Source organism: Aquisalinus flavus (assembly GCF_014640095.1).
In the GTDB taxonomy this organism is placed as follows: Bacteria; Pseudomonadota; Alphaproteobacteria; order Caulobacterales; family Parvularculaceae; genus Aquisalinus; species Aquisalinus flavus.
In genome coordinates this window covers 1-15,771 of the sequence record NZ_BMGH01000002.1, presented here as the reverse complement: position 1 = coordinate 15,771, position 15,771 = coordinate 1, and the positions used below count along the sequence as shown (strand labels likewise).

The 15,771-nt window shown below is 61.1% G+C and carries 18 protein-coding genes and 1 pseudogene; 11 read left to right on the top strand and 8 right to left on the bottom strand.

The features are described 5' to 3' along the window. Nucleotides 1-122: 122 nt before the first annotated feature. Entirely contained in the window at nucleotides 123-455 is a 333-nt protein-coding gene (locus IEV88_RS14545) for a PRC-barrel domain-containing protein (RefSeq protein WP_188160697.1), read from the top strand. A gap of 81 nt (nucleotides 456-536) precedes the next feature. On the opposite strand, the gene IEV88_RS14540 is transcribed toward IEV88_RS14545, so the two are convergent. The 5 genes from IEV88_RS14540 to IEV88_RS14520 are packed head-to-tail and all read right to left on the bottom strand — an operon-like array spanning nucleotide 537 to nucleotide 4,353. Then, on the bottom strand, nucleotides 537-1,439 hold the full coding sequence (locus tag IEV88_RS14540; protein WP_188160698.1) for an SDR family oxidoreductase: 903 nt from the start codon (nucleotides 1,437-1,439) through the stop codon (nucleotides 537-539). 49 nt (nucleotides 1,440-1,488) lie between these two features. After that, nucleotides 1,489-1,848 carry a hotdog family protein gene (locus IEV88_RS14535; protein ID WP_188160699.1) on the bottom strand — a complete coding sequence of 120 codons (360 nt, stop codon included), beginning with the start codon at nucleotides 1,846-1,848 and terminating at the stop codon, nucleotides 1,489-1,491. Further along, entirely contained in the window at nucleotides 1,845-2,210 is a 366-nt protein-coding gene (locus tag IEV88_RS14530; RefSeq protein WP_188160700.1) for a MaoC/PaaZ C-terminal domain-containing protein, read from the bottom strand. Before IEV88_RS14530 ends, IEV88_RS14535 begins: the two co-directional genes overlap by 4 nt. Next, entirely contained in the window at nucleotides 2,203-3,702 is a 1,500-nt protein-coding gene (locus tag IEV88_RS14525; protein ID WP_188160701.1) for a class I adenylate-forming enzyme family protein, read from the bottom strand. The genes IEV88_RS14530 and IEV88_RS14525 overlap by 8 nt, the downstream gene beginning before the upstream one ends. A 6-nt stretch (nucleotides 3,703-3,708) precedes the next feature. After that, nucleotides 3,709-4,353, bottom strand: a complete 645-nt coding sequence (locus tag IEV88_RS14520) for a TetR/AcrR family transcriptional regulator (RefSeq protein WP_188160702.1) — start codon at nucleotides 4,351-4,353, stop codon at nucleotides 3,709-3,711. A gap of 104 nt (nucleotides 4,354-4,457) precedes the next feature. Here IEV88_RS14520 and IEV88_RS14515 point away from each other — a divergent pair, with 104 nt between their 5' ends. From IEV88_RS14515 to infA, 7 genes are all read left to right on the top strand, one after another. Next, nucleotides 4,458-5,321 carry an alpha/beta fold hydrolase gene (locus IEV88_RS14515; RefSeq protein WP_188160703.1) on the top strand — a complete coding sequence of 288 codons (864 nt, stop codon included), beginning with the start codon at nucleotides 4,458-4,460 and terminating at the stop codon, nucleotides 5,319-5,321. 13 nt (nucleotides 5,322-5,334) lie between these two features. Next, the gene (locus IEV88_RS14510) at nucleotides 5,335-7,647 is read left to right on the top strand and encodes a TonB-dependent receptor (protein ID WP_206711398.1); all 2,313 of its coding nucleotides are present in this window, start codon (nucleotides 5,335-5,337) and stop codon (nucleotides 7,645-7,647) included. A gap of 115 nt (nucleotides 7,648-7,762) precedes the next feature. Beyond that, nucleotides 7,763-8,698: an alpha/beta fold hydrolase gene (locus IEV88_RS14505; protein ID WP_188160704.1), complete on the top strand. Its 936-nt coding sequence runs from the start codon at nucleotides 7,763-7,765 to the stop codon at nucleotides 8,696-8,698. A 6-nt stretch (nucleotides 8,699-8,704) separates the two neighbouring features. After that, the gene (locus tag IEV88_RS14500) at nucleotides 8,705-10,069 is read left to right on the top strand and encodes a spinster family MFS transporter (protein ID WP_188160705.1); all 1,365 of its coding nucleotides are present in this window, start codon (nucleotides 8,705-8,707) and stop codon (nucleotides 10,067-10,069) included. A gap of 315 nt (nucleotides 10,070-10,384) precedes the next feature. Continuing rightward, nucleotides 10,385-10,588, top strand: coding sequence for a cold-shock protein (locus IEV88_RS14495; protein ID WP_188160706.1), 204 nt, complete (start codon nucleotides 10,385-10,387; stop codon nucleotides 10,586-10,588). A 132-nt stretch (nucleotides 10,589-10,720) separates the two neighbouring features. After that, nucleotides 10,721-10,939, top strand: coding sequence for a hypothetical protein (locus IEV88_RS14490; protein WP_188160707.1), 219 nt, complete (start codon nucleotides 10,721-10,723; stop codon nucleotides 10,937-10,939). Nucleotides 10,940-10,942: 3 nt separating this feature from the next. Further along, complete coding sequence (infA, locus tag IEV88_RS14485) at nucleotides 10,943-11,230, top strand: translation initiation factor IF-1 (RefSeq protein ID WP_188160708.1); 288 nt, start codon at nucleotides 10,943-10,945, stop codon at nucleotides 11,228-11,230. Nucleotides 11,231-11,333: 103 nt separating this feature from the next. On the opposite strand, the gene IEV88_RS14480 is transcribed toward infA, so the two are convergent. Further along, nucleotides 11,334-11,648, bottom strand: coding sequence for a hypothetical protein (locus IEV88_RS14480; protein ID WP_188160709.1), 315 nt, complete (start codon nucleotides 11,646-11,648; stop codon nucleotides 11,334-11,336). A 225-nt stretch (nucleotides 11,649-11,873) separates the two neighbouring features. Between IEV88_RS14480 and IEV88_RS14475 the strand changes: the two genes are divergently transcribed. Then, the gene (locus tag IEV88_RS14475; RefSeq protein ID WP_188160710.1) at nucleotides 11,874-12,071 is read left to right on the top strand and encodes a hypothetical protein; all 198 of its coding nucleotides are present in this window, start codon (nucleotides 11,874-11,876) and stop codon (nucleotides 12,069-12,071) included. A 130-nt stretch (nucleotides 12,072-12,201) separates the two neighbouring features. Here the strand turns inward: IEV88_RS14475 and IEV88_RS14470 are convergent, their stop codons facing one another. Next, nucleotides 12,202-12,936, bottom strand: coding sequence for a Crp/Fnr family transcriptional regulator (locus IEV88_RS14470; RefSeq protein WP_188160711.1), 735 nt, complete (start codon nucleotides 12,934-12,936; stop codon nucleotides 12,202-12,204). A 149-nt stretch (nucleotides 12,937-13,085) separates the two neighbouring features. Here IEV88_RS14470 and IEV88_RS14465 point away from each other — a divergent pair, with 149 nt between their 5' ends. After that, nucleotides 13,086-13,322 (top strand): hypothetical protein, encoded by a 237-nt coding sequence (locus IEV88_RS14465; RefSeq protein ID WP_188160712.1) that lies wholly within the window; start codon nucleotides 13,086-13,088, stop codon nucleotides 13,320-13,322. Between the two features lie 843 nt (nucleotides 13,323-14,165). Here IEV88_RS14465 and IEV88_RS14460 read toward each other — a convergent pair. Next, nucleotides 14,166-14,861, bottom strand: coding sequence for an NADPH-dependent FMN reductase (locus IEV88_RS14460; RefSeq protein ID WP_188160713.1), 696 nt, complete (start codon nucleotides 14,859-14,861; stop codon nucleotides 14,166-14,168). A 458-nt stretch (nucleotides 14,862-15,319) separates the two neighbouring features. Between IEV88_RS14460 and IEV88_RS15400 the strand changes: the two are divergent. Continuing rightward, nucleotides 15,320-15,676 (top strand): annotated as a pseudogene (locus IEV88_RS15400) (DNA cytosine methyltransferase); the annotation flags it as partial. Between the last annotated feature and the right edge of the window lie 95 nt (nucleotides 15,677-15,771).

Here is a 15,771-nt window from a genome sequence, read left to right as displayed (position 1 = left end):
GCTCAATCCTGTTCTCTGTCGGGAACGGGTGGAATGCCTCACGGGTTTGTGAGTCGATGACGGCATGGTGCCGTTCATCTCGCTACTGATATTTTTAAAATGCTTACAAGGAGAATGCGCTCATGAGTAATTATCTTCTATCTTCCGGATCCATTACGGGCGACAGCGTCGTCAACGCCCAGGGCGATGACCTCGGCCACATCAAGGAACTGATGATCAACCCGGATGACGGCAAGATCGAATATGCCGTTCTCGATTTCGGTGGTTTCCTCGGTATGGGCGACAAGTTCTTCGCCGTGCCCTTCACCCAGTTTGGCGTAGACCGCGACAATCACCGTATGGTGCTGAACGTCGAAAAGGAGCGCCTGAAGGAAGCACCCGGCTTCGACAAGGACAACTGGCCGGACTTTGCCGATTCCGAATTTACCACGTCGGTGAATACGTTTTACAACTGATACGGATCACCTTTCCCCTGAACCGAAAAAGCCGGCGGACCTTCCGCCGGCCTTTTTTCATGGGACAGCGGCGGGCACGGGTCAGCTGATCGGCTTGCCGCCTGTCGCGCCGAAAATCTCGCCGGAAATATAGCTGGACTCCTGCGATGCCAGGAAGACGAAGGTCGGGGCGAGCTCTGCCGGTTGGCCGGGACGGCCCATCGGCGTCGCCTTGCCGAACTGTTCGACCTTGTCCTGCGTTTGCCCACCGGACGGTTGCAGCGGGGTCCAGAACGGGCCGGGCGCGATAGCGTTGACGCGAATGCCCTTGTCGAGGGCGCCCTGCGCCAGCGCTTCGGTGAAGCCGCGGATGGCGAATTTCGTCGTCGCATAATCGAGCAGGTAGGGAGCGGGCGAAAAGCCCTGGTTCGATGTCAGGTTGATGATGGCAGCCCCCGGCGGCATGATCTTCACCGCCGCCTTGCACAGCCAGAACATGGCGTACACGTTGGTTTTCATCGTTTCGTCGAACTGCTCGTGAGAGACGTCCTCGATCCCCGGCTGGCGCACCTGATGGCCTGCATTGCATACGAGAATATCGAGCCCGCCCAGCAATTCCACCGTCTTGACGATCAGAGCCGCGCACAGGTCTGGGTCGCGCAAATCGCCGGGAATGGCGTGGATCGTGCCGCCTTCAGCTTCGGCAAGCGCAATCAGGCTGTCGGCGTCTTCCTGTTCTTCGGGGAGGTAGTTGAAGACGACGCTGGCGCCTTCGCGGATATAGGCGATCACGGCAGCGCGGCCGAGGCCGGAATCGCCGCCGGTGATGAGAGCCTTGCGGCCCTTGAGCCGGCCAAAGCCCCGATAGCTTTCCTCGCCATGGTCAGGGCGCGGGTCCATTTTCTCGGTGAAGCCCGGCTTCTCCTGGGGCTGGCGCGGAAAGGGCGGCTGGGGATACTGGTCGCGCGGATCGCGCATGTCATACTGGTTCTTGGTCTCGGCCATGGGTACTCCTTTGCGTGTCACAAGGAGAACACCATCGGGCGGTGTGGGTTCAGGACATTACCTCACCGACATAGACCAGCGCCCGGCCGGTGCATATCTCGTTACCGCTCTCGTCAGTGCACCGGGTCGCCAGGTCGACCAGGGATTTCTCCGGCCGCAGCCGCGTGATGCTGACACTGGCTGTCAGCACGCTGTCCAGAGGTGCCGGGGCGAGCCACTCGATCTCCTGTTTCAGATAGTTCGTACCCGCTCCCGGGAGCTCTACCCCGAGCAGATAGGAAAAAAGGCTGGCGACAAGCGGGTTTGGCACAATGCCGCTTGTGTCATGCCCGCCGGTCAGCGCCTGCCATTGCGCAACCTCTGCCGAGGTGAATTGCCGGCGGGTCCGGGCGCTGTCGCCGACCTTCATGATCGCCTGCCAAGCCGAAGCGTCAGCATGCAAACGATCTCGCCATCCCTCGTGCGCCGCGCCGTCAGGTCGAGCCGCCCGGGTGTTGCGTCCTCCACGGCAAAGGCGATCTCGTCGCCCAGCCGGGCGGGAGCGGGGAACATGAGCGATGTTGCCACGATCGCGGCCTCGCCGGCGGCGGTGGCGGCCAGGCCCTCAAGGACCGAATACAGGAACATTCCATGCGCAACGGTCGTGCCGAACCGGGTCTCTTTCGCAAAATCCGGATCGACATGGATCGGATTGTCATCACCGCTGATCGCGGCAAATCGGTCGAAGTCTTGCTGTGTCAGTGTCCGGACGAGTTGAACCGCTTCAGCCATGCCGCGCCGCTCCGGGCAGGAGATGTTTCTGGATCTTGCCGGCGGCGGTGCGCGGAAAGTCGTCGACGATGGTGAAATATCGCGGCACCTTGTAGGCGGCGAGGTTCTGGCGGCACCAGTCGCGAAAGGCAGTCTGGTCGGTCTTGCTGCCTTCAACCGGCTGGATAAAGGCCTTGCCGACCTCGCCCCATTTCTCGTCGGGCACGCCAATCACGGCGGCATCGGCAATGCCCGGATGGGCGCAGAGCACGTTCTCGACTTCCTTGGGATAGACGTTTTCGCCGCCGGAGATGAACATCTCCTTCGATCGTCCGGCCGCATAGTAGAAGCCGTCCCCGTCGATCCATCCGAGATCGCCGGTTTTCAGCCAGCCGTCCGCGGTGAATGCCTCGGCGGTGGCAGCGTCATCGCGCCAATAGCCGGGCGTGACCGCCGGACCCTTGATCTGGAACTCGCCGACGTCGCCCGCGCCCTTCTCCGCTGCGGCAATGCGAACGCGCGAGAGCAGCTGCGGCTTGCCGATCGAGCCGACCTTGGCGGTCACCTTCTCCGGCTGCATCAGGAACAGCGTCGGCCCGGTCTCGGTCATGCCCATGCCATTGCACACCATGATGTCCCGCGCCGCATAAAGACGGACGAGGTGGTCGGGCAGGGGCGCACCGCCGCAGCCCCAGTGGCGCACTGCCGACAGGTCGGTCACGGCAAAGAACGGATGCTCGGCGAGCGCCTGATAGACGGTCGGCACGGCAAAGAAGGTCTGGAACCGTCCGGCGGCGGCCAGCGACAGAACCGTGCCGGGATCGAAGGCGGGAATGATCAGTACACTGCCCCCCTCGAACAGCGTCGGCAGGGTGTGCAGGTTGATCCCGGCAGTATGGAACAGCGGCAGGAAATTGAGCGTGGTGTCGCCGGCGTTCAGGCCGATCGCCCGGCCGATATTGATATAGTTGGCGAGGGCCATGCCATAGGTCTGGATCACCGCTTTCGGCCTGCCGGTCGTGCCGGAGGTGAACAGGAGATACCAGCAGTCGGTCGCGGGCCAGAATGACCGGGAGGGCAGCACGCCGGCCGTGCCCAGCCGTGCCTCGTACCCCTCCGCTGACGGATCATCGAGACCGATGACCGGCAGGCCCGGTGCCGCCGCGCCGATGGTCTCGAGGTCTTCCGCCCCGCTCAGCGCCAGCACTGGCTCCGTCAGGGCGATCAGGCCGGCCATTTCAGCCGCCGGCATGCGCCAGTTGAGCGGCACGAGAATGGCGCCGAGCCGGGCGCAGGCAAACAGGACTTCAAAAAACGCGATGCGGTTGCGGCAGGCAATGGCGACCCGGTCGCCTTCGGCCACGCCGCCAGCCTTGAGCATGGAGGCAACGCGTCCGGCGCGGTCATCGAGGGCGCGATAGCTGACGCTCTTGCCCGTCTCCCATTCTTCCAGGGCGCATTTGTCCGGATCAAGCTCGGCTGATTTTTGCAAAAGATCCGGAATCTGGTCCATGGGCCCTTACTCCTGATCTCCCTTGTTATCATTCTTGCGGCTGAGGCCGTTGACGATCAGGTCGCCGACATTACTCGTCACTTCCTGCAGGTCAACGCTGTCGTCCCAGATGCCGTAATGCTGGCCGAGGAACACGTTGGCCCCGATCAGGGCCCAGGCCCGGTGCTCGTTATTGCCGGCCTCGATCTCGCCCCGGGCGACGGCCTCGTCGAGGCGGCGCTGATAGGCCTGGCTGAAAGCGGTGTAATAGTCGCGATAGGCTTCCGGCGCGACGAACTGGGCCTCGTTGACGATGCGGTAGAGGTTCTTGTGCTGGCGCACGAATTCGATGAAGGCCTGCAAGCCGATCCGTTCGGCCTCGAGGCGGGTCGGTGCCTCGGCCACGCGCTGGCCGATCCATGACCGGGTCACCTTGCCCATATGCACGATGAGGGTGCGGAAGATCTCTTCCTTGCTCTTGAAGTGGACATAGAAGGTGCCCATCGCCACGCCGGCGCGCTGGGTAATTCCGGTGATCGCTGCGTCGTGGAAGCCTTTTTCACCGAATTCATGCTCGGCAGCTTCGAGGATGCGCGCCCATGTTTTCTGGCCACGCGCCGTTTTAGGGGCGGTATCGGGAAGGGTATGGACAAAATGTGATAGATGGTTCATGTTTCAATATGATGGCTGATTCACGTCTTATATACAGACGGTGCCAGCCTGGAGGATCGCTGACAATAGAAAAATAATTCAGCGTGCGTATCGGGAGGTAGTCGATGCAGGTCCATCACCTGCACTTGCGGGACGGAGGCAGGCTTGCCTGGCGCGAGTCAGGGGCAGGAGCGCCCTTGCTGTTCGTGCATGGCTGGTCGGTCGATGGCTCGCTTTTCTCCCGGCAGATGGCTGCACTCTCGTCGACCTTTCGCGTGATCTGCCTTGACCTCAGGGGCCATGGCCTGTCGGACGCTGCGCCCCAGGCCGGCGTCGCCCTGCTGGCGGACGATGTGCAGGAATTGCTGACCCGCCTCGGCCTGCGCAATGTCATCGCTGTCGGCTGGTCCCTTGGCGCCATGGTGCTGTGGCACCTGCTGTCGCGGGAACGGCTTGCGCAGATCAGCGGCCTCGTCACTGTCGATATGAGCCCGATGATCCACAATACACCGGACTGGCAGCTCGGCCTGATGGACGGGCGAGACTATGACAAGGCGACCGGCGCGACGACCGCCATGACCGGCAACTGGCCGAAAATGGTGAACCAGTTCGTGCCCAGAATTTTTTCGCCGGAATTCGCGCAAACCAATCCTCATATCGTCAATGACGTCGCAAGACTTGCCGAACGCGGCGATGTCGCGACCCTCGCAGCGATCTGGCACTCCATGGTCGATCAGGATTTCCGGGATGACCTTGGCCGGATTCAGGTGCCTGCGCTTGTTGCCTATGGCGCCAACAGCCAGCTCTATCATGCGCAAACGGCGCAATTCGTCGCGCGGGCCCTGCCTGTCAGCGACCTTGTCGAATTCACCCGGTCTGGCCACGCTCCCCATGTGGAAGAGCCCGACCAGTTCAATCAAGCCATAGAAGTCTTTGCTCGCGGGGTGAGCGCACAAAAGACCATGAATACCAAAACAGCCACACCATAAGGAGGGAAATCCCATGAATGGATTGAAAAGAACCACACTGAAGAAAACCAGACTGGCCCTGATGCTCGCCGCGGGGGTCTCCATGCTGCCGATATCGGCGGTCGTGATGACACCGGCAGCGGCCCAGGAATCTGCCGACGGCGAGCAGGGTGACGATGTTATCGTCGTCTCCGCCCGCCGCCGCGAAGAATCGCTGCAGGACGTGCCGCTCGCCGTGACGGCCGTCTCCGGAGAAGACCTTGATGACATCGGTGCCGTCGATATCACCGATGTGCAGCGCCTGACGCCGAATGCGACGATCGAGGTTGCCCGCGGCTCAAACTCCACCCTCGTCGCCTTCATCCGCGGTGTCGGTCAGCAGGACCCGCTCTGGGGCTTCGAGCCGGGTGTCGGTGTCTATGTCGATGATATCTATATCGCCCGTCCCCAGGGCGCCGTTCTCGATATCTTCGATGTCGAGCGCATCGAGGTTCTGCGCGGCCCGCAGGGCACGCTCTATGGCCGCAACACGATCGGCGGCGCGATCAAATACGTGACCAGGGACCTCAACCTCGAAGAGCCGGAATTCCGTGCGCGGGTCAATGTCGGCTCCTATGGCCAGTTCGACCAGATCCTGTCGGGCTCGGTGCCGCTATCCGATACTTTTGCCGTTGGCGGCGCCATTGCCAATTACAAGCGCGACGGTTTCGGGCAGAACCTCAACACTGGTGCCGATCACTATAACAAGGACCTGATTTCCGGCCGCTTGAATGCCCTTTGGCGCCCGTCCGATTCCTTCCAGCTGGAATTCTCCTATGACAGCACGCAAGACGATTCCAATGCCAAGCACGGCCATCGTCTTCTGCCTAGTGCAACTGGTACCATTCCGGTTACGGATGATGAGTACGACACGCGCGCCGGTATCGGTGACGACAACAAGGTCGAGACTGAAGGCTACTCCCTGACCGCCGAGTGGACCGTCAGCGACGCCCTGACGCTGAAATATATCGGCGCCCATCGCGAAAGCAGCACGGTCACGCCGATCGACTTCGACGCCCTGCCGCAGGCGGATTTCGACGTGCCCGCCTTCTATGATGACAGCTCCGACAGTCACGAATTGCAGGCACTGTTCCAGACCGGCCCGTTTTCCGGCGTCGCCGGCATTTACTACCTCGATGGCGAGGCTTCCGGCGCGTTCGATGTCATCCTGTCCGCTCTCGGCCTGACCATCTATCAGGGCGGCTATCAGGTGAAGGAAAACCTGTCCGCCTATGCCGATGTCACCTGGGCGATAAACGAGCAGTGGGACCTGTCAGTCGGCGGCCGTCTGACCCAGGACGATACGACCGCCGACGTGCTGCGCGAAGCCTGGCTCGGGCTTGGCTCCGGCTCCTTCGACCCGTCGAACGCCACTTCCGTATTCCTGGCGACCCAGACCGGTTATGAAGGGCTGACCCGTTCCGATGAGGAATTCACGCCGCGCGTCTCCGTCAGCTATCGTCCAGTCGACGATCTGACGCTCTATGCGTCCTATGCGGAAGGCTTCAAGGCTGGTGGTTTCGACCCGCGCGCCCGCGAGGACCTCGACCCGCTCGGTCTGTCCGAGGAAGGCTTCGGTCCTGAAACCGTCGAAAGCTTCGAATTCGGCGCCAAGGGCCGGACGATGGACAATCGCCTGACCTATGCTGCAACCATCTTCATGGCCGACTATACCGACCAGCAGATTACCGTGCAGCAGGGGGCCGACAGCGACAATGACGGCACCAACGACACCTTCGTGTCGTCCGTATTCAACGCCGGTGCGTCGACCTATAAGGGCCTCGAGCTCGAAGGCTCGCTGGCGGCGACGGACCGGCTGACCCTGACCGGTGTCCTCGGCTATATCGATGCGGAGATCGATGAGATCCTGTCCGGCGGCGTCAACATCGCCGACCAGTTCGTCACCCAGAACACGCCCGAACTGTCCGCGCGCCTCGGGTTCAACTATCTCTATCCGCTCGCAAATGGCTCCGAGCTCGGGTTCAACGGGGCCGCCTCCTATCGCGACGATTATTACCTGTTCAACGTCGAGAATGACGGCTTCGGCGCAGGGGAGAACGCGATCTTCCCGAATGGCGGTCCGGCCCTCGATCCGGAGGCCTATACCCTCTTCGATCTCAGCGCGACATGGACCAGCGCCGACGATCGCTGGCGTCTCGGCATCTATGGCCGCAACCTGACAGATGAACGCTATCGCGTCGCCGCGTACAATTTCGTCACGCCGAGCCAGCTCGGCGCCGACTCCGCCTATTCGACCTTCTACGGCGCCCCGCGCACCGTGACCGGCTCGATCGAGTTCCGCTACTAGGGCGGCCACGGGAGGGCGCAAGTCGTGCCCTCCCGTCTTCACTGAATGTGTGCCTTGCGCGGGCGATGCCGACAGGGCATCACTGGTTCAGCAATGACGGGCACGGAGAATTACCATGAAAAAGATTCTGCTGATCGGACTGGTCATCATCCTTGGCGTGATCGGCGCAGGAGGGTTCATCGTGCTGAAATCGATGCAGGGCACGCCGCCAAGCGCGCTGGAGCAGCAATATTTCACCGATGCCGACCGCTATGTCGAAGTCGATGGCGCGCGCCTCAGGCTGCGCGAGGAAGGCCCGGCCGATGCGCCGGTCATTATCCTGCTCCATGGCTTCACCTTCTCGCTGGAAAGCTTCGATGCCTGGGCCGCTGACCTCAGCGCCGACTACCGCGTCATCCGTTATGACCTGCTCGGTCATGGCCTGACCGGGCCCGATCCGCTGGAGCGCTATTCCCCGGCAGAGCGCGCCGAGTTCGTGCGCAGCGTCATGGACACGCTCGACATCGACAGCGCAATCATTGGCGGCAACTCCCTTGGCGGGCTCGTCGCCTGGCGCTTCGCCGCAGCCAATCCCAGCCGCGTCGACAAGCTGATCCTGGTCGATGCCGCGGCCTATTCGATCAATGGCGTCACCGACCAGCCGGCGGAGATCCCCGCCGCGATGAAGGGCTTCCTGCTGACCGTGCCGGAGGCCGGTATCGATGCGACCATCAATCTCGTCTATGCCGACCCGGCGAAGGCGAGCGCCGAGCGCCGCCAGCTGCTCGGCGACATGATGCGCCGCGAGGGCAATGGCGCTGCGTTCATCAAGCACCTCGAGGAATTCACCTTGCCGGAGCCGGAGGGCGACCTTGCCCGCATCACCGCCCCGACGCTGATCCTGTGGGGCGAGGAGGACAGGATGATCCCGTCCTCCCAGGGCCGTGCCATGGCGGAAGTCATTCCGGATGCGGAGATTATCCTCTATCCGGGTGTCGGCCACGCGCCGCAGGAAGAAGCCCCGGCGCAAAGCCTGGCTGATGTGCGCGCCTTTCTCAACCAGCAGGACTGATCCGACATGACGACTATCGATCCCAAACCAGCCGAGCCCGCGACCGCTTCCGAGACAGGGCCGGTCACCTCCGCGGCCTATCGCGCCTGGGTGCTGTTCATCCTCGTCGTCGTCTATACCTTCAACTTCATCGACCGGCAGATCACCGGCATTCTCGCCGTGCCGATCAAGGCCGACCTGAACCTGGCCGACTGGCAGCTGAGCCTGATGGGCGGGATGGCGTTTGCGCTGTTCTACACTTTCCTCGGCATTCCGATCGCCATGTTCGCCGACCGCACCAGCCGCACCTGGATCATGACCATCGCCCTGTCGGTCTGGTCGCTGATGACCGCCGTGTGCGGCCTCGCCCAGAATTTCTGGCACCTGTTTTTTGCCCGTCTCGGCGTCGGCGTGGGGGAGGCGGGCGGCGTCGCCCCGGCCTATTCGCTGATCTCGGACTATTTCCCGCCGCACCAGCGCGCCCGGGCGCTGTCGATCTATTCCTTCGGCATTCCCATCGGCTCGGCGCTCGGTATCATCCTTGGCGGCATATTGACCGACATTATCGGCTGGCGTGCCGCCTTCATCATTGTCGGCCTTGCCGGCCTTGCGATCGCGCCGATCTTCCGGCTGACCATGCGCGAACCGGTACGCGGACAATATGATTCAAAGGACGCCGACCGCAGCCCGGCGAAACTCTCCGCCGTCTTCGCCCTGCTGCGCAGCAAGGGCAGTTTCTGGACGCTCGCCTTCGGCGCGGCGTCCTCCTCGATGATGGGCTATGGCCTGATCTTCTGGCTGCCGTCTTTCTTCGTGCGGTCCTTCGGCGAGCAATTGCCGGAATTCATGGGCTTCCTGCCCGGCTTCCTGTTGCCGGCGGACCCGACGCCGATCTCCTATGCCGCCTATTTCTACGGCACGATCCTCTTTTTTGGCGGCATGATCGGCATCTGGCTCGGCGGGGCGCTGGCCGACCGCTTCGGCGGCAACAACAAGGGCGCCTATGCCCTGATCCCGGCCTGGGCCTTCGTCGCCACCATCCCGTTCTTCCTCGTCGGTGTGCTGGTCGACAACCTCACCTTCGTCTTCATCTCCTTCGTCTGCCTGCAGGCACTCAGCCTGGTCTGGCTCGGGCCGGTGCTGACGGCGTTCCAGCACCTGGTCGGGCCGAACATGCGTGCGACCGCCTCGGCGATCTTCCTGTTCATCAACAACCTCATCGGCATCGGCCTTGGCAATTTCATCATTGGGCTGATCTCCGATGGCCTGCGCGATCGCTTCGGCGATGAGAGCCTTCGCTATGCCATCCTGTCAGGCTTCGGCTTCTATGTGCTTGCCGCGGTCCTGTTGTTCATCACCGCGCCGAAGCTGAAACGCGACTGGGTCGGCTAGAGCAGCCTGCCTTCATATTGAATCATTTGAAGGCAGGAAAGTTGATCGCTTCCAAAGTGCCGGAGCAGCTCCTCTGCGTCCATCCGGACGCAGGCTGCTCCAGGATCTGCGCCGGTTGGAGCGGCCTGTCTCGGAAAAAGCCCGAAACAACTTGCATTTTTGCGCGTCCTGTCCTATGTTACGGAGGCACCATGATTGAAGGCCGTCTATTAGGCCTCTGAAGCAAGCTTCTTATTCCCCCTCCAAACATCGGTAGCATTTCTCCGCATCCGGACCCTTTTCGGATGCTCACGCCTGTTTGAAAGGAATAACGACATGGCTAACGGAACAGTAAAATGGTATAACCCGCAAAAAGGTTTTGGCTTCATCGCACCGGAATCGGGTGGCAAGGATGTATTCCTCCACGCGACCGCGCTCGAAGCAGCCGGCATTCGCGGTCTTGAAGATGGCCAGAAGGTCAGCTTCGAACTGCAGGAAGACCGCGGCAAGACCTCGGCGACCGAGCTGAAGCTCGCCTGACCATTGACGGGAGACGGGGCGCAATCGCGCCCCGTTTCTCTTTTTGGGCCTGTTCAGGCCTATTCCGGCATACCCCATATTTGACGCGGATAGATATTTGTCCGTACCCATACTGAGACAAGGATATTCATCGTGACAGACAAGAACGCTGCCGCAGCGGAAAAAGTCTTCCGTGACGCCGACAAGAAAGAAGCCTGGTCGGAATCGATCCATCGCCGCAAGGCCGTGCTGCAAAAGACCCTCGACCTGCGCGCGCTGCGCCTGGAAAAGGAAGCCGCGGACCGCATCGAGAAGGCCAGCAAGCCGAAAAAGCCTGCCCGCAAGCGCGCAACGAAACGCGCGGCGGTATAGATCGTGGCCAAAGAAGAACTCCTCGAATTCGAAGGCGAAGTCACCGAAGTGCTGACCGACGGCAATTACCGCGTCACGCTTGAAAACGGCCACGAGCTGATGGCCTATGCCGCCGGCAAGATGCGCAAATTCCGCATCAAGACGCTGGCCGGCGACAAGGTTACCGTCGAAATGTCCGCCTACGACCTGACCAAGGGCCGCATCACGTTCCGCCACAAGGGCGAAGGCAGCGGTGGCGGCGGCGGCGGCGGTGCCGCAAAGGGCAATTTCCGCCGCGCCCGCGGGCGCTAGAGCATCGTTCGCCCGACCGGGCGAACAAAGATGTTCTACATCATTGAAATAAATCAACTGTCTGCGTTCAAATGATTTCATTTGAACGCAGGTTGATCTAACGCTATGCGCCGGCCTGCTCTTCACGCTGGCGCATCATTTCTTCCGCATTCAGTTTCATTTGCTCGCCGGCGCGGATCATGTCGGTGCCGCGGCGCTTGTCTCTCTCGCCATCGTTGATCTTGCGATTGCCGTCCTCGATCATCTCGCGGCCGCGCTCGATCGATTTCTCGCCCTCGTTCCAGTCCTTGCCCAGCGCGGCGGTCGCGTTGCCCTGGCTCTTGAGCTGGTCGCCATAGCTTTCGGCGCCAAGCCCGGCACAGCCGGTCACGCCGAGGGCAGCGGCCGCAAGTGCCGCGAGGATGATATGTCTTTTCATAAAATTCTCCTGAAATGGGTTTGAATACAAATATTATATAGTGTCGAAAAAACTGAAAAATACTGACACAGATTAGTATCACTCATCCAAAAACATAGTAACACAGGGCTTCATCCACAAGATGAACGATTACCTATACTGCCGAAGCGCACGACCGAACTGTTGCCCCGGTTCGAGAAAATCGTGCGCTTCACCCCCCTGGAAACCTCATGAAAGGATTTTTCCATGACCCCCGAAACAAACAAATCAACAAATATCGGCGACAAGATGAAAACGGTCAAAGCCGCCTGGAACAAGGCGCCTGCAGGTACCAAGAAAGATGCGGCCTACAAGCATTACCAGGCTGCGGAAAAGGCCCATAGCGCCAAGAACGATGCCGAAGCCGGCAAGGAACTCGACGCAGCGACCAAGGCGCTCGTCTAGAACAGCTTGCGTCCTGATGGACGCGGAATAGCTGATCCAGTCCCTTTTGCCCTTGGGGGGGAGAGGGAGGAAATGCCCCGCTGCACAGGCGGGGCATTTTGCCATTCGAACCGGGCCCGGCCGCCGCAGGTCATTTCAGCATCGGCCCCTTGTGCTCGAGATAGGTTGCGTCGAACTCGGCCAGTTCCACCAGCCCGTCATAGTTCATGAACTTCACGAATCCCTCCCTGACATGCACCAGCCCGTCTTCGCGCAATTGTCGCAATACCCTGTTGACGTGTACGGAACTCAATCCCAGCGCATCGGCCAGATGATACTGGGTCAGCGGCCAGGAAAATCCGGTCTTGCTGCCCATACCGACAAGGGCCAGCCGCGCGGACAGTTCCAGCAGGAAGTGCGCGACCCGCTCGATCGCGCTGCGCCGCCCGATATTGACCAGATGCTCGACCACCATGGCTTCATCGCGCGAGGCGGCCCACAGGATCGCCGTGGCCAGCCTGGGATTTTCGGAGAAAGCATCGAGAAGATCCGTCGACAGAACTTCAGACACCTCGACATTCGTGATCGGCTCTATACTGTGGTCGGAGATATGCAGCAGAATGCTGCGTAACCCCAGGAAATCGCCGGGGATCTGGAAATCGACGATCTGGCGCGACCCGTTGGGCAGGATCTTGTACGAGCATACCCAGCCGGAAGCGAGGATATAGGCGGCCCGGTCCGGCTGTCCCTGATGCACCAGATCGCGCCCGGCCTTGATCGACCGGCGCCGCTGATGCAGCTTGTCGAGCACGGACAATTCCGCCTCCGACAGGGCGACGAAGGCGCCGAGTTTCCGGGCCAGGGGGGTGGATGCGATGCGTAACAATGGCTTCTCCCGTTCCTGTGAAAATAAACGAAAAATACGGGATGGGGACTGCTTTGGATCAGTATACCATAGGGGCCCGTCTGTGAGAGTGTAAATCCGGGTTGAGCCCCGCTGCCGGGAAACTCCCCGCTTTCCAAGGACCGCATGCCATGACAGATCGAAACGATTATTCGGGCGTTGCCGCGCTTTCCATCTGCGAATCGCTCCTGCTTGCCCTGAACGACCACAATATCCTGCCCGAGGCCGAGATCATGGGCGTTCTGCGCGATGCTGCCGCCACCCATGAGAATGCCGCGCCGCTGGACGCCGACGCCGAGACCCACAAGGCCGTCGCCGCGCTGATCAACCGCATCATTGCCGGGGGCAATTCCGTCCGCCGGCCGTGAGGCGGTGGCGAGACAGCAGTAGCGAAATTCCAGCGCGACAATCAGTCGATTTTCTTCCGGCGATCCCTCTCTTGTCATCCCGGGGGATGCGCTAGCATCAACCCGGGACCTATTTGCCAGAGACGGTGAGGCGGCTTGATACAGCAGCGGCAAGGCCTCTGGCATTCGGCGCTGCAAATGATTCACTGGATCATTTGCAGGTCTCCTCATGGTCCCGGCTCGCGCTGCGCTTGGCCGGGATGACAAGAGAGGCAGCATGAAGCGCGCCGCCAGCATCGCTGCGGTGTGAAACCAATTGAGGGGGCCCGTGGAAGCGCTACGGCTCCATAAGCAAAACAATAAATGTAGGTAGCCTCGCGCTCCGCCTTTTTACTCAGGGGGGCGGTGATCTGGTACAGGGCCAACCTCCCGTCCGCCACGCTAAGTGACGGAACACCGCTCCGGCGGACGATGGTGAGGCGGGAAAGCGATTGATCCAGTGACTCAATCGCCCGCCGAACGCAAGCACACCCTCTCATGCCACCGGAACCCTGATACGCCGATCGTCCGTGCAGGTCACACTTTGCGATCAGCGCCGCCACCCGGTCCTCACCGGGCTTGACACGGACTATAGGGGCTATTCGAGGCGCGGGGATAACTTGCCCTCACCCAAAATCAGCAGGCTGATTTTGACCTCTCCCAGAGGGAGAGGTGGCGCATCGCACTGATTCAGAGAGGGCTTGCTCTACCTCTCCCTCGGGAGAGGTCGGAAAATGCGTCAGCATTTTCCGGGTGAGGGCATGCAATGTCAGACAACAGGGCGGGCGTGGATTTTGCGTGGCACCGCACCAGCGGCCATGCCCGTTACGGGGCGTTGCGCTGGGACGGGTCGCGGGTGAAGGGCCTTGTCGGTTCGCCCTCGCCCTCGGTGCGCTGGCGGCGCGCGGCCTGCGCCCACCAGTCGAGCTGGGCCAGGGTCCGGCCGACATAGCCGTCCCAGCGCCCGGCATCGGCGAGCCAGCTGCCATCCCCCGCCAGCACCTCCTGCGCCTTGGGCACATGCACCATCGCCGAGACCGGCAGGCAGCCCAGCTCCGACAGGAAGCTGCGCATGCCCGCCGCCGCGCGCACCCCGCCCCACTGGCCGGCCGAATAGGTGACGATGGCCGACGGCTTCCAGGCAAAGAGCGACGCGCCGAAATGGTTCAGCAGATGCGCCAGCGCAGGCGACATGGAATGGTTATATTCCGGGCTGACCATGACATAGCCATCGGCCGCGCCGATGGCGTCAGCCAGCCGCTCCAGCCCGCCCGGCGCCGCGCCGCGGGGATAGGCAAAATGCGGCTTGAACACGCCGCGTTTCTTGAGGTCCCCCGTGTCAGGGCCGGTGTCAGGGTTTGTGTCAGGCCCCGTGTCGATCTCCAGCGGATCGATCAGCCGGGCGGCATGGCCGCGTGCCGCGACTAGCCGGCAACAGGCCGCCGCGACCCGCGCCCCCAGCCGCGCCGGGCGCGGCGGCGTGCTGTCACGCACCGACCCGAGAAAAACCAGAATATCCATCGCACCATCCTCACCGCTCTGCCTGCCCGCCCAGGATAGGCCATCGCGCCGGAATGAGGAAGCGGGGGGGCGGCGGGCAGGGGCCAAGGGGTTTTGTGAGGGAACCAGGGCGTAGGGCGGGTGGAGCGCAAGCGATACCCGCCAGTCCGGGAAGCGCCGCTATCACCGCCGGCGGGTATCGCCTGACGGCTCCACCCGCCCTACGGCGCAAAGCGCCATTGCTAGGTGCATAGTCCCTTCGAGGGTGTGCCAACTCGCGAAAAAAAATTGCACAACCGGAACAAATATGGAACATATATGCGGTGGCAAGCAATGATCGTTTGGCAGTGTCAACTACGAGAAAATTTAGCTCTCACAGTTCAGCAAGTGGTTGAATTTTTGGAAGATTAAAATTTCGATCGTTTTGTCGATCGCAAATTTAATGGGCAAGACATGTAGAATCATTTAGCGAGAAATTTATGGACAGACCAATAGGAATAGATCTTTTTGCGGGAGCCGGCGGCCTCAGTCTCGGATTTGAGTGGGCTGGCTTTGATATTGCTGCTGCGGTGGAAATAGATCCAATTCATTGCTCTGTGCACGAATATAATTTCCCAAAGTGTAATACGATATGCGCTAGCGTTGCAGATTTGACTGGGGAACAAATTCGAGAAACTTCTAAAATTGGGAACAGGGATTTAGACGTATTATTTGGCGGCGCTCCTTGCCAAGGGTTTTCGTTGATAGGGAAGAGGGCGATAGATGATCCTCGAAACGAGCTAGTATATCATTTTGTGCGCTTGGTAGAGGAATTGCAGCCAAAATATTTTGTTTGGGGCTGACCTAGGAGATTAACGTCTCTAAGGTTGGCTGATGCAGCTAAAGCATTCAAAACTCACGCATTTCCAGACCGACAGGCTGCTTGAGCACT